Annotated in this window: 18 protein-coding genes; 10 read left to right on the forward strand and 8 right to left on the reverse strand. The window is 73.0% G+C overall.

Annotated features, from left to right (window positions below; all coding sequences use genetic code 11):
* Window positions 1-10: 10 nt before the first annotated feature.
* The 4 genes from OHA72_RS25590 to OHA72_RS25605 all read left to right on the forward strand — a co-directional run bounded on the left by OHA72_RS25590 (window position 11) and on the right by OHA72_RS25605 (window position 4,368).
* The gene (locus tag OHA72_RS25590) at window positions 11-1,522 is read left to right on the forward strand and encodes an MFS transporter (RefSeq protein ID WP_327010329.1); all 1,512 of its coding nucleotides are present in this window, start codon (window positions 11-13) and stop codon (window positions 1,520-1,522) included.
* Between the two features lie 704 nt (window positions 1,523-2,226).
* Window positions 2,227-2,628 (forward strand): membrane protein insertion efficiency factor YidD, encoded by a 402-nt coding sequence (yidD, locus tag OHA72_RS25595; protein WP_327010330.1) that lies wholly within the window; start codon window positions 2,227-2,229, stop codon window positions 2,626-2,628.
* Window positions 2,629-2,712: 84 nt separating this feature from the next.
* Window positions 2,713-3,117: a potassium channel family protein gene (locus OHA72_RS25600; RefSeq protein ID WP_327010331.1), complete on the forward strand. Its 405-nt coding sequence runs from the start codon at window positions 2,713-2,715 to the stop codon at window positions 3,115-3,117.
* 102 nt (window positions 3,118-3,219) lie between these two features.
* A complete protein-coding gene (locus OHA72_RS25605; RefSeq protein WP_327010332.1) occupies window positions 3,220-4,368 on the forward strand; it encodes an RNA ligase RtcB family protein in 1,149 nt (382 codons plus the stop codon).
* On the opposite strand, the gene OHA72_RS25610 is transcribed toward OHA72_RS25605, so the two are convergent.
* The gene (locus OHA72_RS25610; RefSeq protein ID WP_327010333.1) at window positions 4,358-4,717 is read right to left on the reverse strand and encodes a hypothetical protein; all 360 of its coding nucleotides are present in this window, start codon (window positions 4,715-4,717) and stop codon (window positions 4,358-4,360) included. The two genes, OHA72_RS25605 and OHA72_RS25610, sit on opposite strands and share 11 nt — an antisense overlap.
* A 48-nt stretch (window positions 4,718-4,765) precedes the next feature.
* Window positions 4,766-5,551, reverse strand: a complete 786-nt coding sequence (locus OHA72_RS25615) for a sterol desaturase family protein (protein WP_327011661.1) — start codon at window positions 5,549-5,551, stop codon at window positions 4,766-4,768.
* 98 nt (window positions 5,552-5,649) lie between these two features.
* Here OHA72_RS25615 and OHA72_RS25620 point away from each other — a divergent pair, with 98 nt between their 5' ends.
* From OHA72_RS25620 to OHA72_RS25630, 3 genes are all read left to right on the forward strand, one after another.
* Window positions 5,650-5,964, forward strand: coding sequence for a PadR family transcriptional regulator (locus tag OHA72_RS25620; protein WP_327010334.1), 315 nt, complete (start codon window positions 5,650-5,652; stop codon window positions 5,962-5,964).
* Complete coding sequence (locus OHA72_RS25625; RefSeq protein ID WP_327010335.1) at window positions 5,961-6,818, forward strand: hypothetical protein; 858 nt, start codon at window positions 5,961-5,963, stop codon at window positions 6,816-6,818. Before OHA72_RS25620 ends, OHA72_RS25625 begins: the two co-directional genes overlap by 4 nt.
* Before the next feature lie 174 nt (window positions 6,819-6,992).
* Complete coding sequence (locus tag OHA72_RS25630) at window positions 6,993-8,258, forward strand: MFS transporter (protein ID WP_327010336.1); 1,266 nt, start codon at window positions 6,993-6,995, stop codon at window positions 8,256-8,258.
* Here OHA72_RS25630 and OHA72_RS25635 read toward each other — a convergent pair.
* The 3 genes from OHA72_RS25635 to OHA72_RS25645 all read right to left on the reverse strand — a co-directional run bounded on the left by OHA72_RS25635 (window position 8,215) and on the right by OHA72_RS25645 (window position 12,003).
* Window positions 8,215-9,243, reverse strand: a complete 1,029-nt coding sequence (locus OHA72_RS25635) for a glycosyltransferase family 2 protein (protein ID WP_327010337.1) — start codon at window positions 9,241-9,243, stop codon at window positions 8,215-8,217. The genes OHA72_RS25630 and OHA72_RS25635 overlap by 44 nt on opposite strands.
* Before the next feature lie 14 nt (window positions 9,244-9,257).
* A complete protein-coding gene (locus OHA72_RS25640) occupies window positions 9,258-10,358 on the reverse strand; it encodes a hypothetical protein (protein ID WP_327010338.1) in 1,101 nt (366 codons plus the stop codon).
* A gap of 61 nt (window positions 10,359-10,419) precedes the next feature.
* A complete protein-coding gene (locus OHA72_RS25645) occupies window positions 10,420-12,003 on the reverse strand; it encodes a DUF4139 domain-containing protein (RefSeq protein WP_327010339.1) in 1,584 nt (527 codons plus the stop codon).
* Window positions 12,004-12,209: 206 nt separating this feature from the next.
* Here OHA72_RS25645 and OHA72_RS25650 point away from each other — a divergent pair, with 206 nt between their 5' ends.
* Both OHA72_RS25650 and OHA72_RS25655 read left to right on the forward strand, forming a co-directional pair.
* Window positions 12,210-12,980 (forward strand): exonuclease domain-containing protein, encoded by a 771-nt coding sequence (locus tag OHA72_RS25650; RefSeq protein ID WP_327010340.1) that lies wholly within the window; start codon window positions 12,210-12,212, stop codon window positions 12,978-12,980.
* Complete coding sequence (locus OHA72_RS25655; RefSeq protein WP_327010341.1) at window positions 12,980-14,092, forward strand: TerD family protein; 1,113 nt, start codon at window positions 12,980-12,982, stop codon at window positions 14,090-14,092. The genes OHA72_RS25650 and OHA72_RS25655 overlap by 1 nt, the downstream gene beginning before the upstream one ends.
* Window positions 14,093-14,410: 318 nt before the next feature.
* Here the strand turns inward: OHA72_RS25655 and OHA72_RS25660 are convergent, their stop codons facing one another.
* The 3 genes from OHA72_RS25660 to kduI all read right to left on the reverse strand — a co-directional run bounded on the left by OHA72_RS25660 (window position 14,411) and on the right by kduI (window position 16,924).
* On the reverse strand, window positions 14,411-15,175 hold the full coding sequence (locus OHA72_RS25660; protein WP_327010342.1) for an IclR family transcriptional regulator: 765 nt from the start codon (window positions 15,173-15,175) through the stop codon (window positions 14,411-14,413).
* A gap of 70 nt (window positions 15,176-15,245) precedes the next feature.
* On the reverse strand, window positions 15,246-16,016 hold the full coding sequence (locus tag OHA72_RS25665) for an SDR family oxidoreductase (protein ID WP_327010343.1): 771 nt from the start codon (window positions 16,014-16,016) through the stop codon (window positions 15,246-15,248).
* A gap of 86 nt (window positions 16,017-16,102) precedes the next feature.
* Window positions 16,103-16,924 carry a 5-dehydro-4-deoxy-D-glucuronate isomerase gene (gene kduI, locus OHA72_RS25670; protein WP_327010344.1) on the reverse strand — a complete coding sequence of 274 codons (822 nt, stop codon included), beginning with the start codon at window positions 16,922-16,924 and terminating at the stop codon, window positions 16,103-16,105.
* Window positions 16,925-17,066: 142 nt separating this feature from the next.
* Between kduI and OHA72_RS25675 the strand changes: the two genes are divergently transcribed.
* Entirely contained in the window at window positions 17,067-18,074 is a 1,008-nt protein-coding gene (locus tag OHA72_RS25675; protein WP_327010345.1) for a TRAP transporter substrate-binding protein, read from the forward strand.
* Window position 18,075: the final 1 nt, after the last annotated feature.

Below are 18,075 nucleotides of genomic sequence, written 5' to 3' on the forward strand. Positions count from 1 at the left end.
CGGGGATCTCATGACGCGAACCATCGAACCGCCGGTCGCCACGAGCCGGCACGTCAACAGCACCCTGCTGGTGGTGTACCTGTCGCTCGGCGGCCTGGCCTTCGCTGTGCTCCAGTCGCTGGTCGCGCCGGCGATGTCGACGATCGCCCGGGACCTGAACGCCTCCACCGCCGACATCAGCTGGATCCTCACCGCGTACCTGCTGTCGGCCTCGGTCCTGACCCCGATCCTCGGCCGCCTCGGCGACATGGTCGGCAAGCGCCGTGTGCTCATCGCGGTCCTGGCCGTCCTCGCCGCCGGCACGCTCCTCGCCGCCCTCGCCCCCAACCTGGCGGTGCTGATCGTCGCCCGCGCCATGCAGGGCGCGGCCGGCGCGATCCTGCCGCTGTCCATCGGCATCGTGCGAGACGAACTGCCCCGCGAGAAGGTCGCCGTCACCGTCGGCCTGCTCTCGGCGATCTTCGGCGTCGGCGCCGGCGTCGGCATCGTCGGTGCCGGCCCGATCGTGGAGCACCTGTCCTGGCACTGGCTGTTCTGGCTGCCCCTCGTCCTCGTCGTCATCGCGCTGCTCGGCGCCGTGTTCGGCATGTCGGAGTCGCCGGTGCGCACCCCGGGCCGCCTCGACATGCTCGGCGCGTCGATCCTGTCCGTGTCGCTGGTGTCGCTGCTGCTGGCGATCAGCAAGGGCCAGGCGTGGGGCTGGAGCGACGGCAAGACCGTCGGCCTGCTCGCCCTCGGCGTGGTCGCCCTGGTCGTGTTCGTGCTCGTCGAGCGCCGGGTCAAGGAGCCGCTGGTCGACATGCGGCTGATGGCGATCCGTGGCGTGTGGGCCACCGACCTCGTCGCGCTGATCCTGGGCTTCGCCATGTTCGGCACGTTCCTGCTCGTCCCGACGCTGCTGCAGCTGCCCGCGGCGACCGGCTACGGTTTCGGCAAGTCCGTGTCGGAGTCCGGCCTGTTCCTGCTGCCGACGGTCCTGATGATGGTCGTGTTCGGCCCCATCGCCGGCCTGCTGAACCGGCGCTTCGGCCCCAAGGTGCCGCTGTTCCTCGGCGCCGTCGCGGTCGTCGCCGCGTTCACGCTGCCCGCCGTCGCGCACGGCGCCGTCTGGCAGGTCCTCGCATCCGGCCTGCTCACCGGCGCCGGCATCGGCCTGTCCTTCGCGGCCATGTCCAACGCCATCATCGAGAGCGTCCCGGCCGGCCAGACCGGCGAGGCCAGCAGCGTCAACACCATCGCCCGCACCATCGGCAGCAGCATCGGCACCGCCGTCGTCGCGGCCGTGATCACCTCCAAGAGCACGCCGCAGGGCCTGCCGACCGACGCCGCCTTCACCGCCGGCTTCTGGGCGTGCGCCGGCGTCGCGGTCCTCGCGGTCCTCGCCTCGCTCGCCCTGCCTTCGGCGCACCGCCGCCACGAGGAGGCCGTCGCCGCCGGCGTCGAGGACCTGCCGCCGGAGCCCACCGAACTGCACCTGCCGCACCTGCCGCACCTGCCGCACCACCACGGCACCCGCGGCTGACGGCCCTGCCCGGCGCCGGCTACCCTCGCCGACGCCGGGCAGGTCGCCGAACATCACCGGGAACACGGCGGCGCGCACGTCCCTGTCAGCGCCGGCGTGGCCGGCTCCGCCGCGCACCATGCCGGCGTGGCCGGCTCCGGCCTGCATCATGCCCCGCGTGGCCGGCTCCGGCGTGCTCCATGCCGGACGGCCCTCAAGGCGCCTCGATGGTGAACCCGGCGAACATCGCGGCGTCCGGCCGTCCTCGGCGACGCCAGTACGGTGCACGCCGGCCCTGCGCCCGCCCTGCGCCGCCCTACGCCCGCCCTACGCCCGCCCTACGCCCGCCCTACGCCCGCCCTACGCCCGTCCGGAGCGTGCATGGAGCGTGCCGCCGCGCGGCGCACACGGCTGCTCAACCGTGCCCGCGGCGCGGTTGCTGCTCAGCAGCGCCCGCGGCTGCTCGGCCGCGTCTGCGGCGCCCGTGGCTGAAAGGGCCGCTGTCGCTGAGCGACCAAAGTTGCATGGCGTCTCGTCGGCCCCGGCGGATTGGCGTACCCCGGCCTCGGCTGCCCGGCCGCTGTACAAGCACCGTACCGCAGCGCACCTAATTGATCTCCGGAGCAGTGGCGGCGTGGCTACGGTCCGCACTTTACCGGACCGGAGCGACGGACAGTCGACAGCTCTCTTGATCACGTTTGCGGCGGGCCGTGACAATGCCGGGCGTGGATACAGAGGACGAGCGGCAGCGACGGCGGTCGAGCGGGTGTGACTGGGCGCCGGACTGCGACATCCCGGGCTGCGACGGCTGCGACGTCCCCGGCTGTGACTGCAACTTCATGCTGGGGATGTCGCTGCTCGGCACGATGGCGATCAGCGCGCCGACGAAGCAGCCGCGGGCGAGCGCCAGTGGGCCCGGGCGCGCCGGGATGGTGGCCATCCGTGGGTATCAGCGCTGGCTGTCGCCGCACCTGCCGACCCGGTGCCGGCAGATCCCGACGTGCAGCAACTACGGCCTCGACGCGGTGCGCCGCTACGGGCTCGTCGTCGGATCCCGCCTGACCGCCGCCAGGATCCGCCGGTGCAACCCGTCAACCCCGCGGGGCACCCACGACCCTGTCCCGTAGACGACCGGCCGGTTCCTCGCCGCGGGCCACCAGGATGGCTTAGTCTCCCGCTACCAGCACCGACGGCGGACGGGAGCCACTGCGATGAAGGCCCTGATCAGCGGATTCATCTGGATCGCCAACTCGGTGAAGGCGACCGTGGCGACCTACCTCGTGCTCATGCTCATCGGCGGCACGCTCTACAGCGTCTTCGAGGACAAGAGCTTCGGCGACTCGTTCTGGTGGGCGGTCGTCACCGCCTCCACGGTCGGCTACGGCGACACGTACCCGACGACGACACCAGGGCGGATCGTCGCCGGCTTCCTGATCTCGATCATGGTGCTGGTCGTGATCCCGCTCATCACCGCCCACTTCGCGAGCAAGCTCATCGTGGACAACGACGCGTTCCGGCACGAGGAGCAGGAGGAGATCAAGGAGAACCTGCGGGCGATCCGGGCCTCCCTGGAGCGGCTTGAGCGGCAGCAGCTGGAGCAGCAGCAGGCGCCGTGAAAACCGATTGCGGTGCGCGGCCGGTTCCACGATCGTGGACCGCATGACGCTCTGACGGACGACACCCAGCGCCCTTTTTTCTTCGAAGTGAAGCGAGCGTCCGTGCCCCACCATCAGGCCGTCCCGGCCACCGTCACCGTGTTCGCCGGGCCCACCAGCTGGATCGAGTCCGACGCCGTCGCGCAGTGCCATCAGGTGGCCGCGCTCGACGGCATGCGCCACGTCGCCGGCATGCCCGACCTGCACCCCGGCAAGGGTGCGCCGATCGGCGCCGCGATGGCCTCGACCGTGCTGTATCCGTTCCTCGTCGGCTCCGACATCGGCTGCGGCATCGCCGTGTTCCCGATCAGCCTCAAGCGCGCCGTGCCGGAGAAGCTCGCCGCCCGGTTCCCCGATCTCGACACGCCCCTCGATCCGGACCGCGACGCCGACGACCCCGCCTGGGAGGTCCTGACCGGCGGCATCCCCGGCGGGCACACCGAGAGCCTCGGCACCGTCGGGCGGGGCAACCACTTCGTCGAGCTCGCCCGGGTCGGCACCGTGTTCGACGACGCCCACGCGGGCCGCCTCGGGCTGGCCGCCGGCGACCTGGTGCTCGTCGTGCACAGCGGCTCCCGCGGCTTCGGTGAGCGGATCCTGCGGGCGCACACCGAGGTCCACGGCGCGGGCCCGGCCGCCGATCCCGCCGCGTACCTGGCCGCGCACGACGACGCCGTGCGCTGGGGCTCGCTCAACCGGCGGCTGCTCGCCGCGCGGGTCGCCCACGCCCTGGGGGCGCAGCCCACCGAGCCGGTCGTCGACCAGTGCCACAACCTCGTCGAGGTCCGTGACGGGGTCTACCTGCACCGTAAGGGCGCGGCGCCCGGCGACGGCAGGGACGTGCTCGTCGCCGGCACCCGGGGCACCCCGTCGTATCTCGTCGCCGCCCACGCCGGGCCGGACGCCAACCACTCGGTGGCGCACGGCGCCGGCCGCAAGATGTCCCGCGCCGACGCCCTGCGCCGCGGCAAGGCCAAGCACACCGTCGAGGAGCTGCGCCGCACGCCGGTCGGGTCGCTGGTCGTGTGCGGTGACCGGCAGCTGCTGTTCGAGGAGGCGCCGACCGCGTACAAGCGCATCGAGCAGGTGATCGGCGACCTCGTCGAGCACGCTCTGGCCACGCCGGTGGCGACCACGGTCCCGCTGGTCACGTACAAGACCCCGGAGGCCGGCCCGGCGCAGCGCAAGGAGCGGCGCGGGTTCAGCAGGTGACGCCCTGCTTGGCCAGCTCGGCGATCAGGGCGGACGCGGTGAGGTTGGTGAAGTTCACGTCCTTGCCGGCGGCGGTCTCGATGACGTAGTCGTCGTCGCCGGAGTCCTGCTCGATCTCCACGTCGCAGTTGCCGGCCTTCGCGTCGGCCTCGTAGTCGTCGAGCTTCTTCTCGTTCTTCTTCTTTTTCTTGTTGTAGACCTGGTCGTAGTCGGCCTCGGCGGACACGTTCGTGTAGCCCGCCTTGGTCAGCTGCTTCTCCAGGTCGTCCGCCTGCGAGGAGCAACCGGCGAGCCCAGCGCCGAGCAGCAGCATGGTCGTGGCGGCAATGATGGTTCGGGTGGCTCGCATGGGCGTTCGCGCTTCTTCCGTCTCAGGGGGTGGAGCCACCATTCTGGATCATCCAGCCGGTGACGCTGTCGGGATGCCGATGCCCGTTGTGTCGGCAAAAGGCATGGTGCCGGTTCGGCGTGCGTCGTAGTCGGGATCGAGCGTGCCGAACAGCCGGTCCCACACGGTCGTGTAGAAGCCGAGGTTGTACCGCGGTGCCGCGTGGTGCCCGGCGTGCATCGCGGGCGTCGCGACCCAGCGGAAGATCGCCGCGGCGCGCACCCGCTGCGGCAGCGGCTCCACGCCCAGGTGGCCGAGGATGCCGAAGAGCAGGTTCACCAGCGTGTACGCGCCGAGCGCCCACGCCGAGAACGGATGCACCGCCAGGACGGCCAGCCACGCCCCGCCGAAGCCGAGCACTTCGACCGGGTGCAGCGCGAACAGTGTGATCGGCCGCGCGTCGGTGAAGACGTGGTGCAGCCGGTGCGCGAGCGGGAACAGCCACCGCACGTGCGCCGTGGCGTGGCCGACGTACAGCAGCACGTCCATGACCACGATGAGCGCGGCGAAGTCGAGCAGCGCCCACCAGTCGAGCGGCAGCGTCAGGGTGATGACACCCTCCCGCCACAGCCACCAGCCGGCCACGGTGACCCCCGCGTTGAGGACCGTGGCGACCGCGACCAGTCCCAGCTCCAGCCGGCTGACCGGCCCCGGTGGCGCGGTGACCCGGTGCGCGCCCGGCAGCCGCAGCACCCAGTGCCCGAGCAGCGCGGTGACCCCGACCAGGGCCGCGTTCTCGGCGAGGGCGAGCACCGCGAACCAGCCGGCGGGCAGCTCGCGCAGCCAGGTGACCATCTCGTGCACGCCCCGCACTGTGCCATCCGCCCGCAACGGGTTGCGGACACTGCTACGTTCTGCGATGCTACGCGGAACGTAGTAAAACGGGAGGTGGCGTGTCCGGACTCACCGCGTTCGGCCGGTTCTCGGAGCCGGCCCTGCTCATCCTCGTCAGCCTCGCGGACGGTCCCAAGCACGGCTACGCGATGCAGGACGACATCGAGGCGCTCACCGGCGACCGCCCGGGCCCCGGCACCCTGTACGGGGCGATCCGCCGCCTGGAGGAGCAGGGCTTCATCCAGCCGCTGCCGGAGCGTGAGCGCCGCAAGCCCTACGCGGTCACCGACAGCGGCCGCGACGCGCTGCGGGTGGAGCTGGCGCGCATGCGGGCCGTCGCCACGACCGGCCTGCGCCGGCTGGCGCTGTCGTGAGCCGGCTGACGGGGCTGGTCCTCGCCCTCTACCCGCGGCGCCTGCGCGACCGGTACGAGCAGGAGATCGCGGACCTGCTCGCCAGTTCCCGGCACCCGGTGCGTGACCTCGCCGACGTCGCCCGGTGCGCGCTCGCCGAACGGGTCCGGGCGCTCACCGCGGCCGAGTTCCGCCCGCACCTGCACGCGACCGCCGGCCTGGTCGCCGCGCCCGTCGCGTTCGCCGGCGGGTTCCTCGCCGTCTTCGCGTTCCTCTCGCTGGTCGTCGCCGTCGTCGTCGGCGGCAACCCGTCGCCGGTCGCCGCCGCCCTCGCCCAGGTCCTGCTGGCGTCGCCGGTCGCGCCGGTCGCCGCCGGCGCGGTCTGGCTGGCCGGGCACACCCGGCGGCCGGCCGCCGCCGTGCTCGCGCCGGTGACCCTCACCGCCGGTCTGCTGCCGCTGGCCCTGCTGTTCACCCGGCCCGGCACGGCGTGGCCGGCCGTCCTCGCCCTCGGCGGCTGGTGCGTGGCGACCTCGGTCCTGTCCGCCGCCGGTGCCGCGTCGCTGCGCCGGGGGCACCGCCTCCGCGCGGCGCTCACGGTGGCCGTCGGCGGCGCGCTGGCGTGCGAGCTCGCCTTCACCGTCTACGGGCTGGCGGTCTTCGGCCCGTCCTCCTGGGCGTTCGCGACCTACCCGGTGAGCGTCCTCGGCCTCGATCCGGGCATCATCGGCGACGGGACCGGCCAGGTCGCGGCGTCGGTGCAGATCCTGCCCGCCGTGCTCACCGTCTGCACCGCCTACGCCGCCGCCCTGACCATCCGCGCCGGCGTGGCGCGCGGTCCGTCCCGCAGCGGCGATCGCGCCGCCCTGCACTGACAAAGCCCCGACCCGCCGGCAACGATCGCGCCGCCCTGCACTGACAAAGCCCCGACCCGCCGGCAACGATCGCGCCGCCCTGCATCGACAAAGCCCCGACCCGCCCAACGGTCGGGCCCGCCCGCATTGACAAACCTCCAAATAGATGGGGGTACAGGGCTTACGCTGAGCGCCATGGCTGTGACGAGCCGCCGCGTGCGACACATCTATCTCAGCCTCGTGTTGCTGAACACGCTGGCCGTCACGTTCATCTGGGGCATCAACTCGCTGCTGCTGTTCGAGGCGGGGCTGAGCAACACCAAGGCGCTGCTGGCCAACGCCTGCTTCACGCTCGGGTATGCGGTGTTCGAGATCCCGACCGGGTCGATCGCGGACACGTGGGGGCGGCGGGTGTCCTACCTGCTGGGCGGCTGCACGCTGACGGTCACGACGCTGCTGTACTGGCTGGCGTGGCGCCTGCACGCGGGCGTGTGGGCGTGGGCGGCGGTGTCGGTCGTGCTCGCCATCGGCTTCACGTTCTTCTCCGGCGCGACCGAGGCGTGGCTGGTCGACGCGCTGCACTTCCTGCGGTACGAGGGCCGCCTGGAGCAGGTGTTCGCGCGGGCGCAGATCGCGACCGGGATCGGCACCCTCGCCGGGTCGCTGGGCGGCGCCTACGTGGCGCAGGCGACCGACGTCGGCGTGCCGCTCCTCATCCGGGCCGGTCTGCTGCTGATGCTCACCGTCGTGGCCTGGCGGGTGATGCACGACGTGGGTTTCACGCCCCGGCGGGCGGCCGGCCCGCTGCGCGACGTGCGGCGGGTCCTCACCGAGTCGGTGCGGCACGGCTGGGGACGGCCCGCGGTGCGCTGGGTGATGCTCGGCGCGGTGCTCGCCGCGGGGACCGGCTACTACGTCGCGTTCACCATGAAGCCGCACCTGCTGCTGCTGGCCGGCGACCCGCACGCCTACGGGCTGCTCGGGATCGCGGCCGCGGTCAACGCGGCGGCGCAGACGGTCGGCGGGCTGCTGGCGATGGCGTTCCAGTCGCTGTTCCGCTGGCGCACGTCGGTGATCATCGCCGGGGTGCTGCTCAACGGCGCGCTGCTGGTCGGGTTCGGTCTGGCCGGTGCCGTGCCGCTCGCGATGGCGCTGCTCGCGTGCTACAGCATGGTGTCCGCCGCGGTCCTGCCGTCGCGGCAGGCGTACCTCAACGGCCTGCTGCCGTCCGGGCAGCGGGCGACGGTGCTGTCCTTCGACTCGCTCGTGTCCTCCAGCGGTGGCGTCGTCATGCAGCCCGGCCTGGGCCGGGTCGCCGACGTGTGGGGCTATCCGCAGTCGTTCGTCCTGAGTGGCGTGCTGCAGGCCCTGGCGTTGCCGGTGCTGTTCCTGGCCCGCCGGCACGAGGTCGCCGCGGCTACGCCGGAGGAGCCGGCGGTCGTGGTGCCGCAACGGAGGTGAACGCGCGCTTCGTGCCCTCGACGACCGGCCACACCTCGCAGGGGCGCAGCGGCACGCCGAGGCGCAGCAGCGCGAGACCGGCCGCCAGGCGCACCGCGGCGAGCCGGGCGGACAGGGCGTACAGCAGCACGTAGAGCCGGCACTGCAGCCGCTGCACCGGCCGCAGCCGCGCGTAGCCGGCCGGGTCGATCCGGCGGCGGAAGTGCCGTCCCCGCACGCCGCGGTACTCCGGGAACAGCAGGTCCAGCCGGCGCGCCTCGTACGTCTTGCGGTGCTGCGCGAGGGAGAAGTCCCGCAGCCGCGGGATCGGCTGGAAGTGCACGCGGGCCGCCGCCGCGTGGCGGATGGCGCCGGGCCCGTGCCGGTCGATGATGACCCGCGACAGGTACGAGTCGTCGCTCATCGGCCCCCGCTCGAGGCTGAGGTACGCGGCGGTGCGCGGGTCGACGTCCGGCGTCCGGTGCACCGGACGCCACGCGACGTCGTAGTGGCGCACGGCGAAGGCCCGCCCGCACAGGTGCCGGCCGCGGTGGATGACGTCGGGGTGGTAGTCGGCAAAGTTGTACACCACGCGCAGGAACCCGGGGCGCCCGTCGTGGTCGGCGGGGACCATGCTCGCCCAGGCCGCCTCCGCCTCCGGATGCTCGGCCATCACGCGGATCAGCTCCCGCAGGCAGCCCGGGTCCAGGACGCAGTCGGCGTCCACGAGGATGAGGTGCTCCTCGGAGCGGGCCAGCCGGACGATCGCCCGCTGCGCCTCGATCAGCCCCGGCGCGGACTCGATGACCTGGATCGTGACGCCGCCGCGAGGAACGGCCGCGTAGTCCTCGACGACCTCGCGGGTGCGGTCGGTGCACCCGTTGACGGCGACGATGATCTCCGCCGGGACCGGCGCGGGCAGCACCGAAAGGGCGACCTCGATCGAGCGCAGGGTCTGCGCGACGGTCGCCTCCTCGTTGCGGGCCGCGACCCCGATGCTCAGCATCCCGGCCCCCTCCGTCAGGCGCCGGGTGTCACGACGCGGTGGACGTACTCCTCGAACTCGGCCACCGAGTCGCCCGTCCACACCATGCCGTGCTCGCGGATGATGAACCAGTCGGTCTGCTTCTGGCGCAGCTCCCGGAAGTAGAGCCGCCCGGCGGCGAAGCGTCCCCCTTCGATCCTCGCGTCGGTGACCAGGTCCCGGTACCGCGCGCCGCGGGTCAGCTCCCGGTGGTGGAAGTGCACGATGAGCCTCGGCCGGCGCCCGTGCATGCTCAGCAGGCTGCTGAGCATCAGGAACTCCGGCGCGTCGGAGCTCGGCAGCCGCGACCCGGCGTAGGTGAGGCTGGCGGCACCCTCGTCGAAGGAGGTGATCAGGTCGAAGTCGCCGGCGGTCATCCGGGACTTGTCGGTGACGGTCTGCGAGGCGAACCAGTAGCCGTCGTGGGTGAACATGATGGACCCGTCGGTGTACGGCTTGCGCTGCCACAGGTGGTGCTCGCGGTGCACGCGCGCCAGTTCGGCGACGTCCTGCGAGTGCTCGTGCCGCAGGCGCTCCAGCACGGCCCGGTCGCCGCGGTCGGCGCTCTCGGTCGGCTGGTACTTGACCCGGATCGTCTCGCCGATCGCGTTGACGTGGACGTCCTGCCACGTGTTGGTGCGGATGCCCCGCGACAGGTCGAGGTGGTCGGGGAAGATCGCGTTGATGTCGAGCAGGTCGCACAGGTCCGGCACCCAGGTGCCCGCCCTGACGTAGTCGGGCTGGTCCTCGTGCGTCTCGGTCAGCGGATACGCGGAGATGACGTTGGTCCTGGCGCCGGCCGCCGCGAGGGCGGCGAGATACCCCTGCTCCTCGACCGGCATCGTCAGCGGGTTCGTCGGCCCGTAGATGACATACGTGACGCCGCCGGGCAGGTGCTCGGGCACGTCACCGTAGGCGAGGGGCTCGATCGTCACACCGTATTCGGCGTGCAGCGCCCGGAACGCCGGCTGGATGATCTCGCGCAGCGCCCACGCGCCGTGCGGCGAGGACGGGTTGAGCACGTAGAAGTAGCGAAGCTCGGCGAGGTTGCGCTTGTAGCGGTAGTCGTATGCCAGCAGGCTCCCCGTGGAAGTCATCGAAGTGACCACCCAGTGGACTTTACATTGACGACTGTCGACACTGCGTTCTCCGGCCGCGCTACTCCCGCCATCCGGACAGCTCGATGCCCTTGCCCGTCTCGACGCGGTACCCGAGCCGTACCGTCTGCGTCTGGCCCTCCGGGACGAGAAGCCGCCAGGTCAGCACGCCGAGGTCGGTGCGCTCGGCCGGCTGCGGCTCCACGAGCGTCTCCCTGACCGTGATCCCGTCGTGGCGGCTGACCGGCACCTGGTCCAGCACGGTGATCCGCACCGGGCGGCCCGTGTAGTTGCCGATCGTGGTGCGGTATTCGACCTCGCGGCGGCGGCTGGAGCCCAGCGTCGCGCGGGTCGCGGTGCGCCGGGTCAGCTCCCGCTCGACGCGGACCCGGTCGTCCAGGCCCAGCGCCAGCTCCAGCTCCTCGCCCGGCGCCCACGTCGACAGGCTGGTCTTGCTGACGAAGTCGGCCTCGTGGAACACCGCCGCCGACCCGGGCGGCAGCGTGTGCGGCGACGTGTTCGTCACCACGGCCCGCAGGTGTACGTCGGTGGAGCCGGCCGGTGCCACGACGTGGTCGAGCTGGGTGGCCAGGTCCAGCACCAGCACCGTGGCCCGCGACGTGGTGCCGTCGGCGGGGACCGCGACGGAACGCGCCGGCCGGTAGGTCGCGGCGACCGGGCCCTCCTCGACCCTCGCCTGCGCCAGCTGCACCGGCGCCGCCATGTCGAACTGCTCCTCCTTGAGCATCGCCGCCCGGGGTGCCGGGGCCATCGCGGCGGCCGGCATCGCCGCGCCGGGCGCGCCGCCGTACGCGAAGGACTGCGGGGGCGGCGGCGGGGGCGGCAGCAGCAGGTCCAGGTACCAGGGCCGCAGCTCCGGGATCGCCACGACCCCGGACGGTCGGGCCGTGGACAGCGCCAGCTCGCACTCCGGCCAGTCCTCGCCGGTGCGCTGCTCGACCAGGCCGAACCAGGTAAGGCGCAGCGTCTCGCCGGTGAGGCGCACGTCGTAGGTGGAGCGCCAGCCGGCGTCCGGCACCTGGTACGACACGTCCAGCTCGACCGGGCCTGCCGCCGACACGGCGAGGGCGACGACGGCGTACCGCGCGTCGGGCTCGCGCTTGCCGGACAGGTCGAGCAGCTGCCGGTCCAGCGCCGCGACCCGCTCCGTGACCTGGGTGCGGCGGTGCTGCAGGTCCCGGATGCCGGCCAGGACCGAGGTCAGCTCGCCGCCCATCGTGGTGGTGAACGCGGCGACCGTCTCCGGCGCCGCCTCGCCGCTGGCGAGGGCCCGCGCGTACGCGCCGCTGGCCCGCTCGCCGAGGGCCGTCAGGAACGCCTGCCGCTGCCGCAGCACGGTCTCCGTGTCGCCGATCTCCGCCAGCTCGTCGTTGAGGACGCGCCGCTGCTCCTGGACGGCGGTCACGGTGCCGTCGGACGGCGCCGCGCGGCGCCGCAGGACCACGTCGACGCCCAGGACGGTGGCCGCGCCGCGCCCGCTGACCCGGATCGAGTCGGCGTCCATGCTCAGCGGCAGCGGCCCGACCTCGACCACCTGGTCGCCGGCCTCCAGGGTGGTCCGGCCGCGGCGGGTGACCCGCGCCTGCTTGGGATAGACGGTGACGGCGACGATCGAGTTGTCCACGATCCGCACCGTAACGCATACCGTCAGCCCCGCCACGGCCGTTCGGGGCGTGCCGCTCGTCCGTTCCGCGCGCCGCCGCTGCCGATCGGCGCGTTGTCGGCGCGGGCGTACGACACACGGCGTTTCGCGTGACGGATCCGGTGGCGTGGCGCACGAGAATCGCCCGATCGCCCGGCACACCCCCGCGCACACGGACGGAGCTCGACGTGACGCACCCTGCCACGACACCCCTGCCTTCGAGGGTCTCGACGCGGTACCCGCTGCGGTACGCCGTCGTGGACGTGGAGACCACCGGCCTGCACGCCCCCAGCGACCGGGTGCTGCAGATCGCCGTCGCGCAGATGGAGGCCGACGGGTCGGTGGGGCGGACCTGGTCGACCCTGGTCGACCCCGGCTGCGACCCGGGTCCGGTGCACATCCACGGCATCACCCGCGAGCGCCTTGCCGGCGCGCCCCGCTTCGACACCGTGGTCGGGCACCTCGCGGAGCTGCTCGACGGGCGGGTCCTGGTCGCGCACAACGCGGCCTTCGACTGGCGGTTCCTGGCCGCGGAGGCGCACCGCGCCGTGCACCGCCTCCCGGTCAGCACCCGGCTGTGCACGCTGGCGCTGAGCCGCCGGCTGGACCTGCCGACCCCGAGCCTGTCCCTCGCCGCGCTCGCCGCGCACTGGGGCGTCGCGCAGGCCCGCCCGCACGACGCCGAGGACGACACCCGGGTCCTCACCGAGATCCTGCGCCACAGCCTCGCCTTCGCCGACACCCTCGCCGTCGAGCTGCCGCTCAGCGCCTGCGACGCGGCGGAGACCGACCGCGTGTACCCGGCCCGCCTGCCCCGCCCCTCTGCCCGTGGGCGTGGCCGGGCCGCTGGACGCCGGGCCGGCGCCTCATCCAGGGCGCGAAGGTCGCCATCACCGGCAGCACCGCGACCGCCCGGGACGCCCTCGCGGCCCGCGCGACGGACGCGGGGCTGGACGTGATGAACACCGTCAGCGGCCGCACCGGCCTCCTCGTCACCAACGACCCGGCGGCCGCGACGAACAAGATCCGGGCCGCCGCCATGTACGCGGTCCCGGTCGTGGACGAGGCCACCTTCGCCGGGCTCCTCGCCGACGTCGAGCCCGGCACGCCCAGGCCGGTCCCGCGCCCGGCGGCCGCGGTGCCGTCCCCGCGCTCCGCCGCGGCCGCCGGCCCGCTCGCCGGCCGGTGCCTGCTCGTCCTCGGCGGCACCCACGCCGACGCCGCCGAGGTCCGTAACCGGATCGGCGACCTCGGCGGCATCGCCGCGGTCAACCTCACCGCCCGCGTCACCGACGTCGTCGCCCTCCCCGGCGCGGGCAACGACCGCCGCTGGGCCACCGTCACCGCGCTCGGCCTGCCCGTGCGCACCCCGGCGGCGCTGGAGCCCGCCGCGGTCGCGGTGCCGGCCACCGAACCGGCCGCCGCGGTGGAGGCACCGGTAGGGACGCCGGTGGAGACGCCGGTCGGGATGCCGGTTGACGAGCCGGTCGGGGCGGCGGTTGACGGGCCGGTCGAAGGGCTCGCCGAGGGGCTTGCCGAGGTGCCGGTGGCGGTGCTGTCCCGGGGCGCGGTGACCGACCTGCCCGACGGCGTCGGCGACTGGACGGTCTCCGTCACGTGGCCGACCGGCACCGACGCCGAGGTCGACGTGGTCGCGTTCCTCACCGACGCCGACGAGCAGGTCCGCGCCGACGCGGACTTCGTCTTCTACAACCAGCCCGCCTCGGCCGACGGCTCCGTGGAGCTCACCCTCGACGTGCGGCACGAGGCCCTCGTGGACGTCCGGCTCGGCCGCATCCCCGACGACGTCAGCCGGATCATCATCGCCGCCGCCCTGCCCGGCACCCACACGTTCGGCGACCTCGGACCGGTCGAGTTCGTCGCCCGTACCGGTGACGGCGCCACCCGCGTGCGGGCCACCCTCGACGCCGCCACCACCGAACGCAGCCTGCTGCTCGCCCACGTCTACCGGCGCGACGGCCGCTGGCGGCTGCGCGCGATCGGCCAGGGCTACGACCACGGCCTCGCCGAGCTCGCCACCCTCCACGGCGTCACCGTCGAGGACGACTGAACCGCCACCCCGGCCCGGCCCGCAGTCGAGTCCGCCCTCGCCTCTCCCCGGGTCGTGCCGCCCACGCCAGACGCTCCGGGTCGTGGTCACGCGGCCCGGGTCGCGGTCGCGGCGGCCGGCGGCACACCGCCGCGGGCCCGGCGAGGACGGGACGGGCACGGCGCCGCCGGGAGGCCACCGCGTCGCCGTGAGCAGACGCGTGGCGGTCTGAGTCGGGGAGCGGACCCACGGCGGTTCGGACCGGGTCCGGGACCGCGGCGGTTCGGACCGGCTGTGGACCCACGGCGGTCTCAGACCGGCTGTGGACCCGCGGCGGTCTCAGACCGGGTGCGGGGCCGGGGCGCCCAGGGCGGCGGACACCGCAGCGGCCGTCTTCATCACCTGCTCGGCCAGGGCCTCGTCGGCCAGCTCGAGGTCGAAGGTCAGCGCCGCGATCGACACGCCGCCCATCACCGCGCCGGTGTGGTCGAAGACCGGGGCTGCGACGCAGCGGATGCCGGGGTCGTTCTCGCCGTCGTCGACGGCGTAGCCGCGGCGCGCCACGCCGGCGAGCTGCTCGTGCAGCACGGCCGGGTCGGTGATGGAGTTCGGGGTGACCGCGACGAGCCCGGCGCGGGCGATGATCCGGTCGGTCTCCGGCCCCGGCAGGTTGGCCATGATCGCCTTGCCGATGCCGGTGGTGTGCAGCGGCACGCTGTTGCCCACGCGGGACTTCATGTCGTAGGGCTGGCGGCCTTCCAGCTTCTCGACGTAGACCACCTCGTCGCCGCTGCGGATGGCGAAGTGCACGGTGAAGCCGGTGCGGTCGCGCAGGTCGCGCAGCGCGCCGCGGGCGTGCTGCGCCGGGTCGAAGCGGGTCATGACCTTGCCGGCCAGGGCGAGGATCCGCGGGCCGGGCAGGTAGCCGCCGCTGCCGTCGGCGCGGGCGAACTCCCAGGCGAGCAGCGACTGCAGGATGCGGTGCACCGTCGACTTGGGCAGCCCGGTCGCCGCGGCGATGTCGGTGACCCGGGTGTGCTGCGCGAGCGACTCCAGCACCATGAGTGCCTTGTCGATGGAACCGTTCGCCGCTTCGCCCGCCACGTCAGACACCCTACGTCAGTCTCCTCACCCCGGACGCTCTGCGCCGGGTTCCCGCCGCCGGCCCGGCCCGTCAGCGGGCGAGCCAGCCCCCGTCGACGGCGAGCACGTGGCCCGCCACGTACCCGGCGGCGGGCGAGGCGAGAAACACCGCGGCGCCGGCGACGTCCTCCGGGCGGCCCCAGCGGCCCGCCGGGATCCGCTGGCGGATCGCCAGTTCGCGGTCCGCGTCGTCGCGCAGCGCCCGGGTGTTGGCGGTGGCGATGTAGCCCGGCGCGATGGCGTTGACCAGTACGCCCCGCTCGGTCCACTCGTTGGCGAGGGCCTTGGTCAGGCCCGCGACGGCGTGCTTGCTGGCGGTGTACGCGGCGACGTTGAGCCCGCCCTGGAACGACAGCAGCGAGGCGATCATGACGACCCGGCCGTGGCCGCGGTGCAGCATCCCGGAGCCCAGCGCGCGGGTGAGGACGAAGACCGCGTCGAGGTTGGTGTCCAGGACCTCGCGCCACGCCGCGAGGGGCTGCTCGGCGCTCGGGCCGCGGCGGATCAGCCCGGCGTTGTTGACCAGGATGTCGATCGGGCCGATGCCTTCGGCGGCGTCCGCGACGCGGGCCGGGTCGGCCAGGTCGAAGACCCAGCGTCCGGCGGTGCGCCCGGCCGCCTTGATCTGCCGCTCGACGTCGTCGAGGTCGGCGTCGTGGCGGGCGTGCAGCACCACGTCGGCGCCGGCCTCGGCGAGGGCGACCGCGACGGCCCGCCCGATGCCCTTGCCCGCCCCGGTGACCAGCGCGGTCTGCCCGGTCAGGTCGAACAGCGCCGGCCCGGTCACAAGAGGGTCGGTCACAAGAGGGTCGGTCACAAGAGGGTCGGTCACAAGAGGGTCGGTCATACGAGGATCGGTCACAGCAGGGTCGGTCACGGCAGGGTCGGTCACCGCATGTCCTCGAGGGCGACGACCTCGACGTCGTCGTACGCCTGGTTCTCGCCGCCCATCGCCCACACGAACGCGTAGCTGCGGGTGCCGAAGCCGCAGTGCACCGACCACGGCGGCGAGATCACCGCCTGGTCGCCGGCGACGATGAGGTTGCGGGTCTCGTCCGGGCGGCCCATCAGGTGCACGACGCGGTGGCCGGGCTCCAGGTCGAAGTAGAAGTACACCTCGGTGCGCCGGTCGTGGGTGTGGCACGGCATCGTGTTCCACATGCTGCCCGGGGCGAGCACGGTGACGCCCAGCACCAGCTCGCAGCTGCGCACGCCGCCCGCGTGCACGTGCTTGTAGATCGTGCGCTCGTTGGAGCCCTCGGCGCCGCCGAGGTGCACGGGCTCCGCGTCGGCGAGCCGGCTGAGCCGGGTCGGGTGGGCGGTGTGCGCGGCGGTGGACACCAGGTAGAACGCCGCCGACGCGCCGGCGAAGGTGACGTCGCGCGCGCCGGACCCGACGTACAGGCACTCCTTCGGCGCGACGTCGTAGCCGGTGCCGTCCACGACGACCCGCCCGGCATCCGCGCCGACGTTGACCACTCCCAGCTCGCGCCGCTGCAGGAAGAACTCCGAGCGCAGCTGCGGCGGGTCCGGCAGCGCGACGGTTGCGCCGCCCGGGCGCACACCGCCGATGACCAGGCGGTCGTGGTGCGAGTACACCAGCCGCACCGCCTCCCCGGCGAGCAGATCCTCGGCGAGGAAACGCTCGCGCAGGGCGGCCGTGTCCATGCCGCGCACCTCGTCCGGGGCGCTCGCGTGGCGGATCTCCATCCAGGGACCTCCATGTTTCGACTGCAACAGATTCCATTGCACAGGATGTTGTTCCGTGTGTCGGAACAGAGTATCGTCCGCGCCAGTGATCCGGAACACCCCAGAAATCACTTGCCGAACATTCCGCTCCCAAGGGGGACCGATGGACAGACGGCGATTCCTCACGCTCGCGACCGGCACGGCGATCACCACCGGCTCGCTGCTGGCCGGCTGCGGCAGCAGCTCCGACGGCGGCAGCAGCGGCGGCGGCAAGACCGACGTCCGGCTCGGCGACACGGTCAACGACACCAACCCGGAGATCGCCGCCGAGAAGTTCTTCGGCGAGCGGCTCGCGGCGCTCAGCAAGAACCGGTACGAGGTGAAGGTCTTCCCCAACGGCACGCTCGGCGACCACAACCGCATGAACGAACAGGTGCGCGCCGGCTCGCTGCAGATGACCAAGACGCTGTTCGCGAACCTCACGGCCTTCGACAAGAAGCTCGGCGTGCTCTCCCTGCCGTACGCGTTCCCCAAGCAGGACGACCTCTTCACCGCCCTCGACGGCGCCCTCGGCAAGCAGCTCGGCACCATCCTGGAGGGCTACGACCTCAAGGTGCTCGCCTACTTCGACTCGGGCTCGCGCAACGTCTACAACAAGAAACGGCCGATCAAGACCCCGGCCGACCTGCGCGGCCTGCGTATCAGGGTGCCGCAGGACGCGGTGGCCATCGACACGTTCAACACCCTCGGCGCGCAGGCCACACCCCTGGCCACCAACGAGATCTACTCGGCGCTGCAGCAGGGCGTCATCGACGGCGCCGAGAACAACCCCATCTTCTACGTGACGAACAAGCACGTCGAGGAGGCGAAGAACTGGTCGTGGACCCGCCACCAGTACGGCGTCGACGCGCTGCTGGTCAGCCGCAAGTGGTTCGCGGAGCAGCCCAAGGACATGCAGGACCTGTTCGTGCAGGCCGGTCTGGAGACGCAGAGCCACGAACGGGCACTGTGGAGGAACGAGACCGACGGCTACGTCAAGCAGGCCGGGGACAAGGGCGCGAAGATCAACGACGACGTCGACACCGCGGCCTTCGTCCAGGCGGTCAAGCCCGTCCTGGACAAGAACCGCGCCACGTTCGGCGACCTGATGAAGCTGCTGCCGGTGAGCTGAG

Source organism: Dactylosporangium sp. NBC_01737 (assembly GCF_035963215.1).
Lineage (GTDB): Bacteria > Actinomycetota > Actinomycetes > Mycobacteriales > Micromonosporaceae > Dactylosporangium.

Excerpts from the sequence above, each read along its gene's own strand:
- OHA72_RS25610 (WP_327010333.1), bottom strand. The coding sequence starts at position 4,717 with ATGCGAGCCACCCGAACCATCATTGCCGCCACGACCATGCTGCTGCTC.
- OHA72_RS25635 (WP_327010337.1), bottom strand. The coding sequence starts at position 9,243 with ATGCTGAGCATCGGGGTCGCGGCCCGCAACGAGGAGGCGACCGTCGCG.
- kduI (WP_327010344.1), bottom strand. The coding sequence starts at position 16,924 with ATGGAGATCCGCCACGCGAGCGCCCCGGACGAGGTGCGCGGCATGGAC.
- OHA72_RS25675 (WP_327010345.1), top strand. The coding sequence starts at position 17,067 with ATGGACAGACGGCGATTCCTCACGCTCGCGACCGGCACGGCGATCACC.
- OHA72_RS25590 (WP_327010329.1), top strand. The coding sequence starts at position 11 with ATGACGCGAACCATCGAACCGCCGGTCGCCACGAGCCGGCACGTCAAC.
- OHA72_RS25640 (WP_327010338.1), bottom strand. The coding sequence starts at position 10,358 with ATGACTTCCACGGGGAGCCTGCTGGCATACGACTACCGCTACAAGCGC.
- OHA72_RS25615 (WP_327011661.1), bottom strand. The coding sequence starts at position 5,551 with ATGGTCACCTGGCTGCGCGAGCTGCCCGCCGGCTGGTTCGCGGTGCTC.
- OHA72_RS25630 (WP_327010336.1), top strand. The coding sequence starts at position 6,993 with ATGGCTGTGACGAGCCGCCGCGTGCGACACATCTATCTCAGCCTCGTG.
- OHA72_RS25655 (WP_327010341.1), top strand. The coding sequence starts at position 12,980 with ATGAACACCGTCAGCGGCCGCACCGGCCTCCTCGTCACCAACGACCCG.
- OHA72_RS25600 (WP_327010331.1), top strand. The coding sequence starts at position 2,713 with ATGAAGGCCCTGATCAGCGGATTCATCTGGATCGCCAACTCGGTGAAG.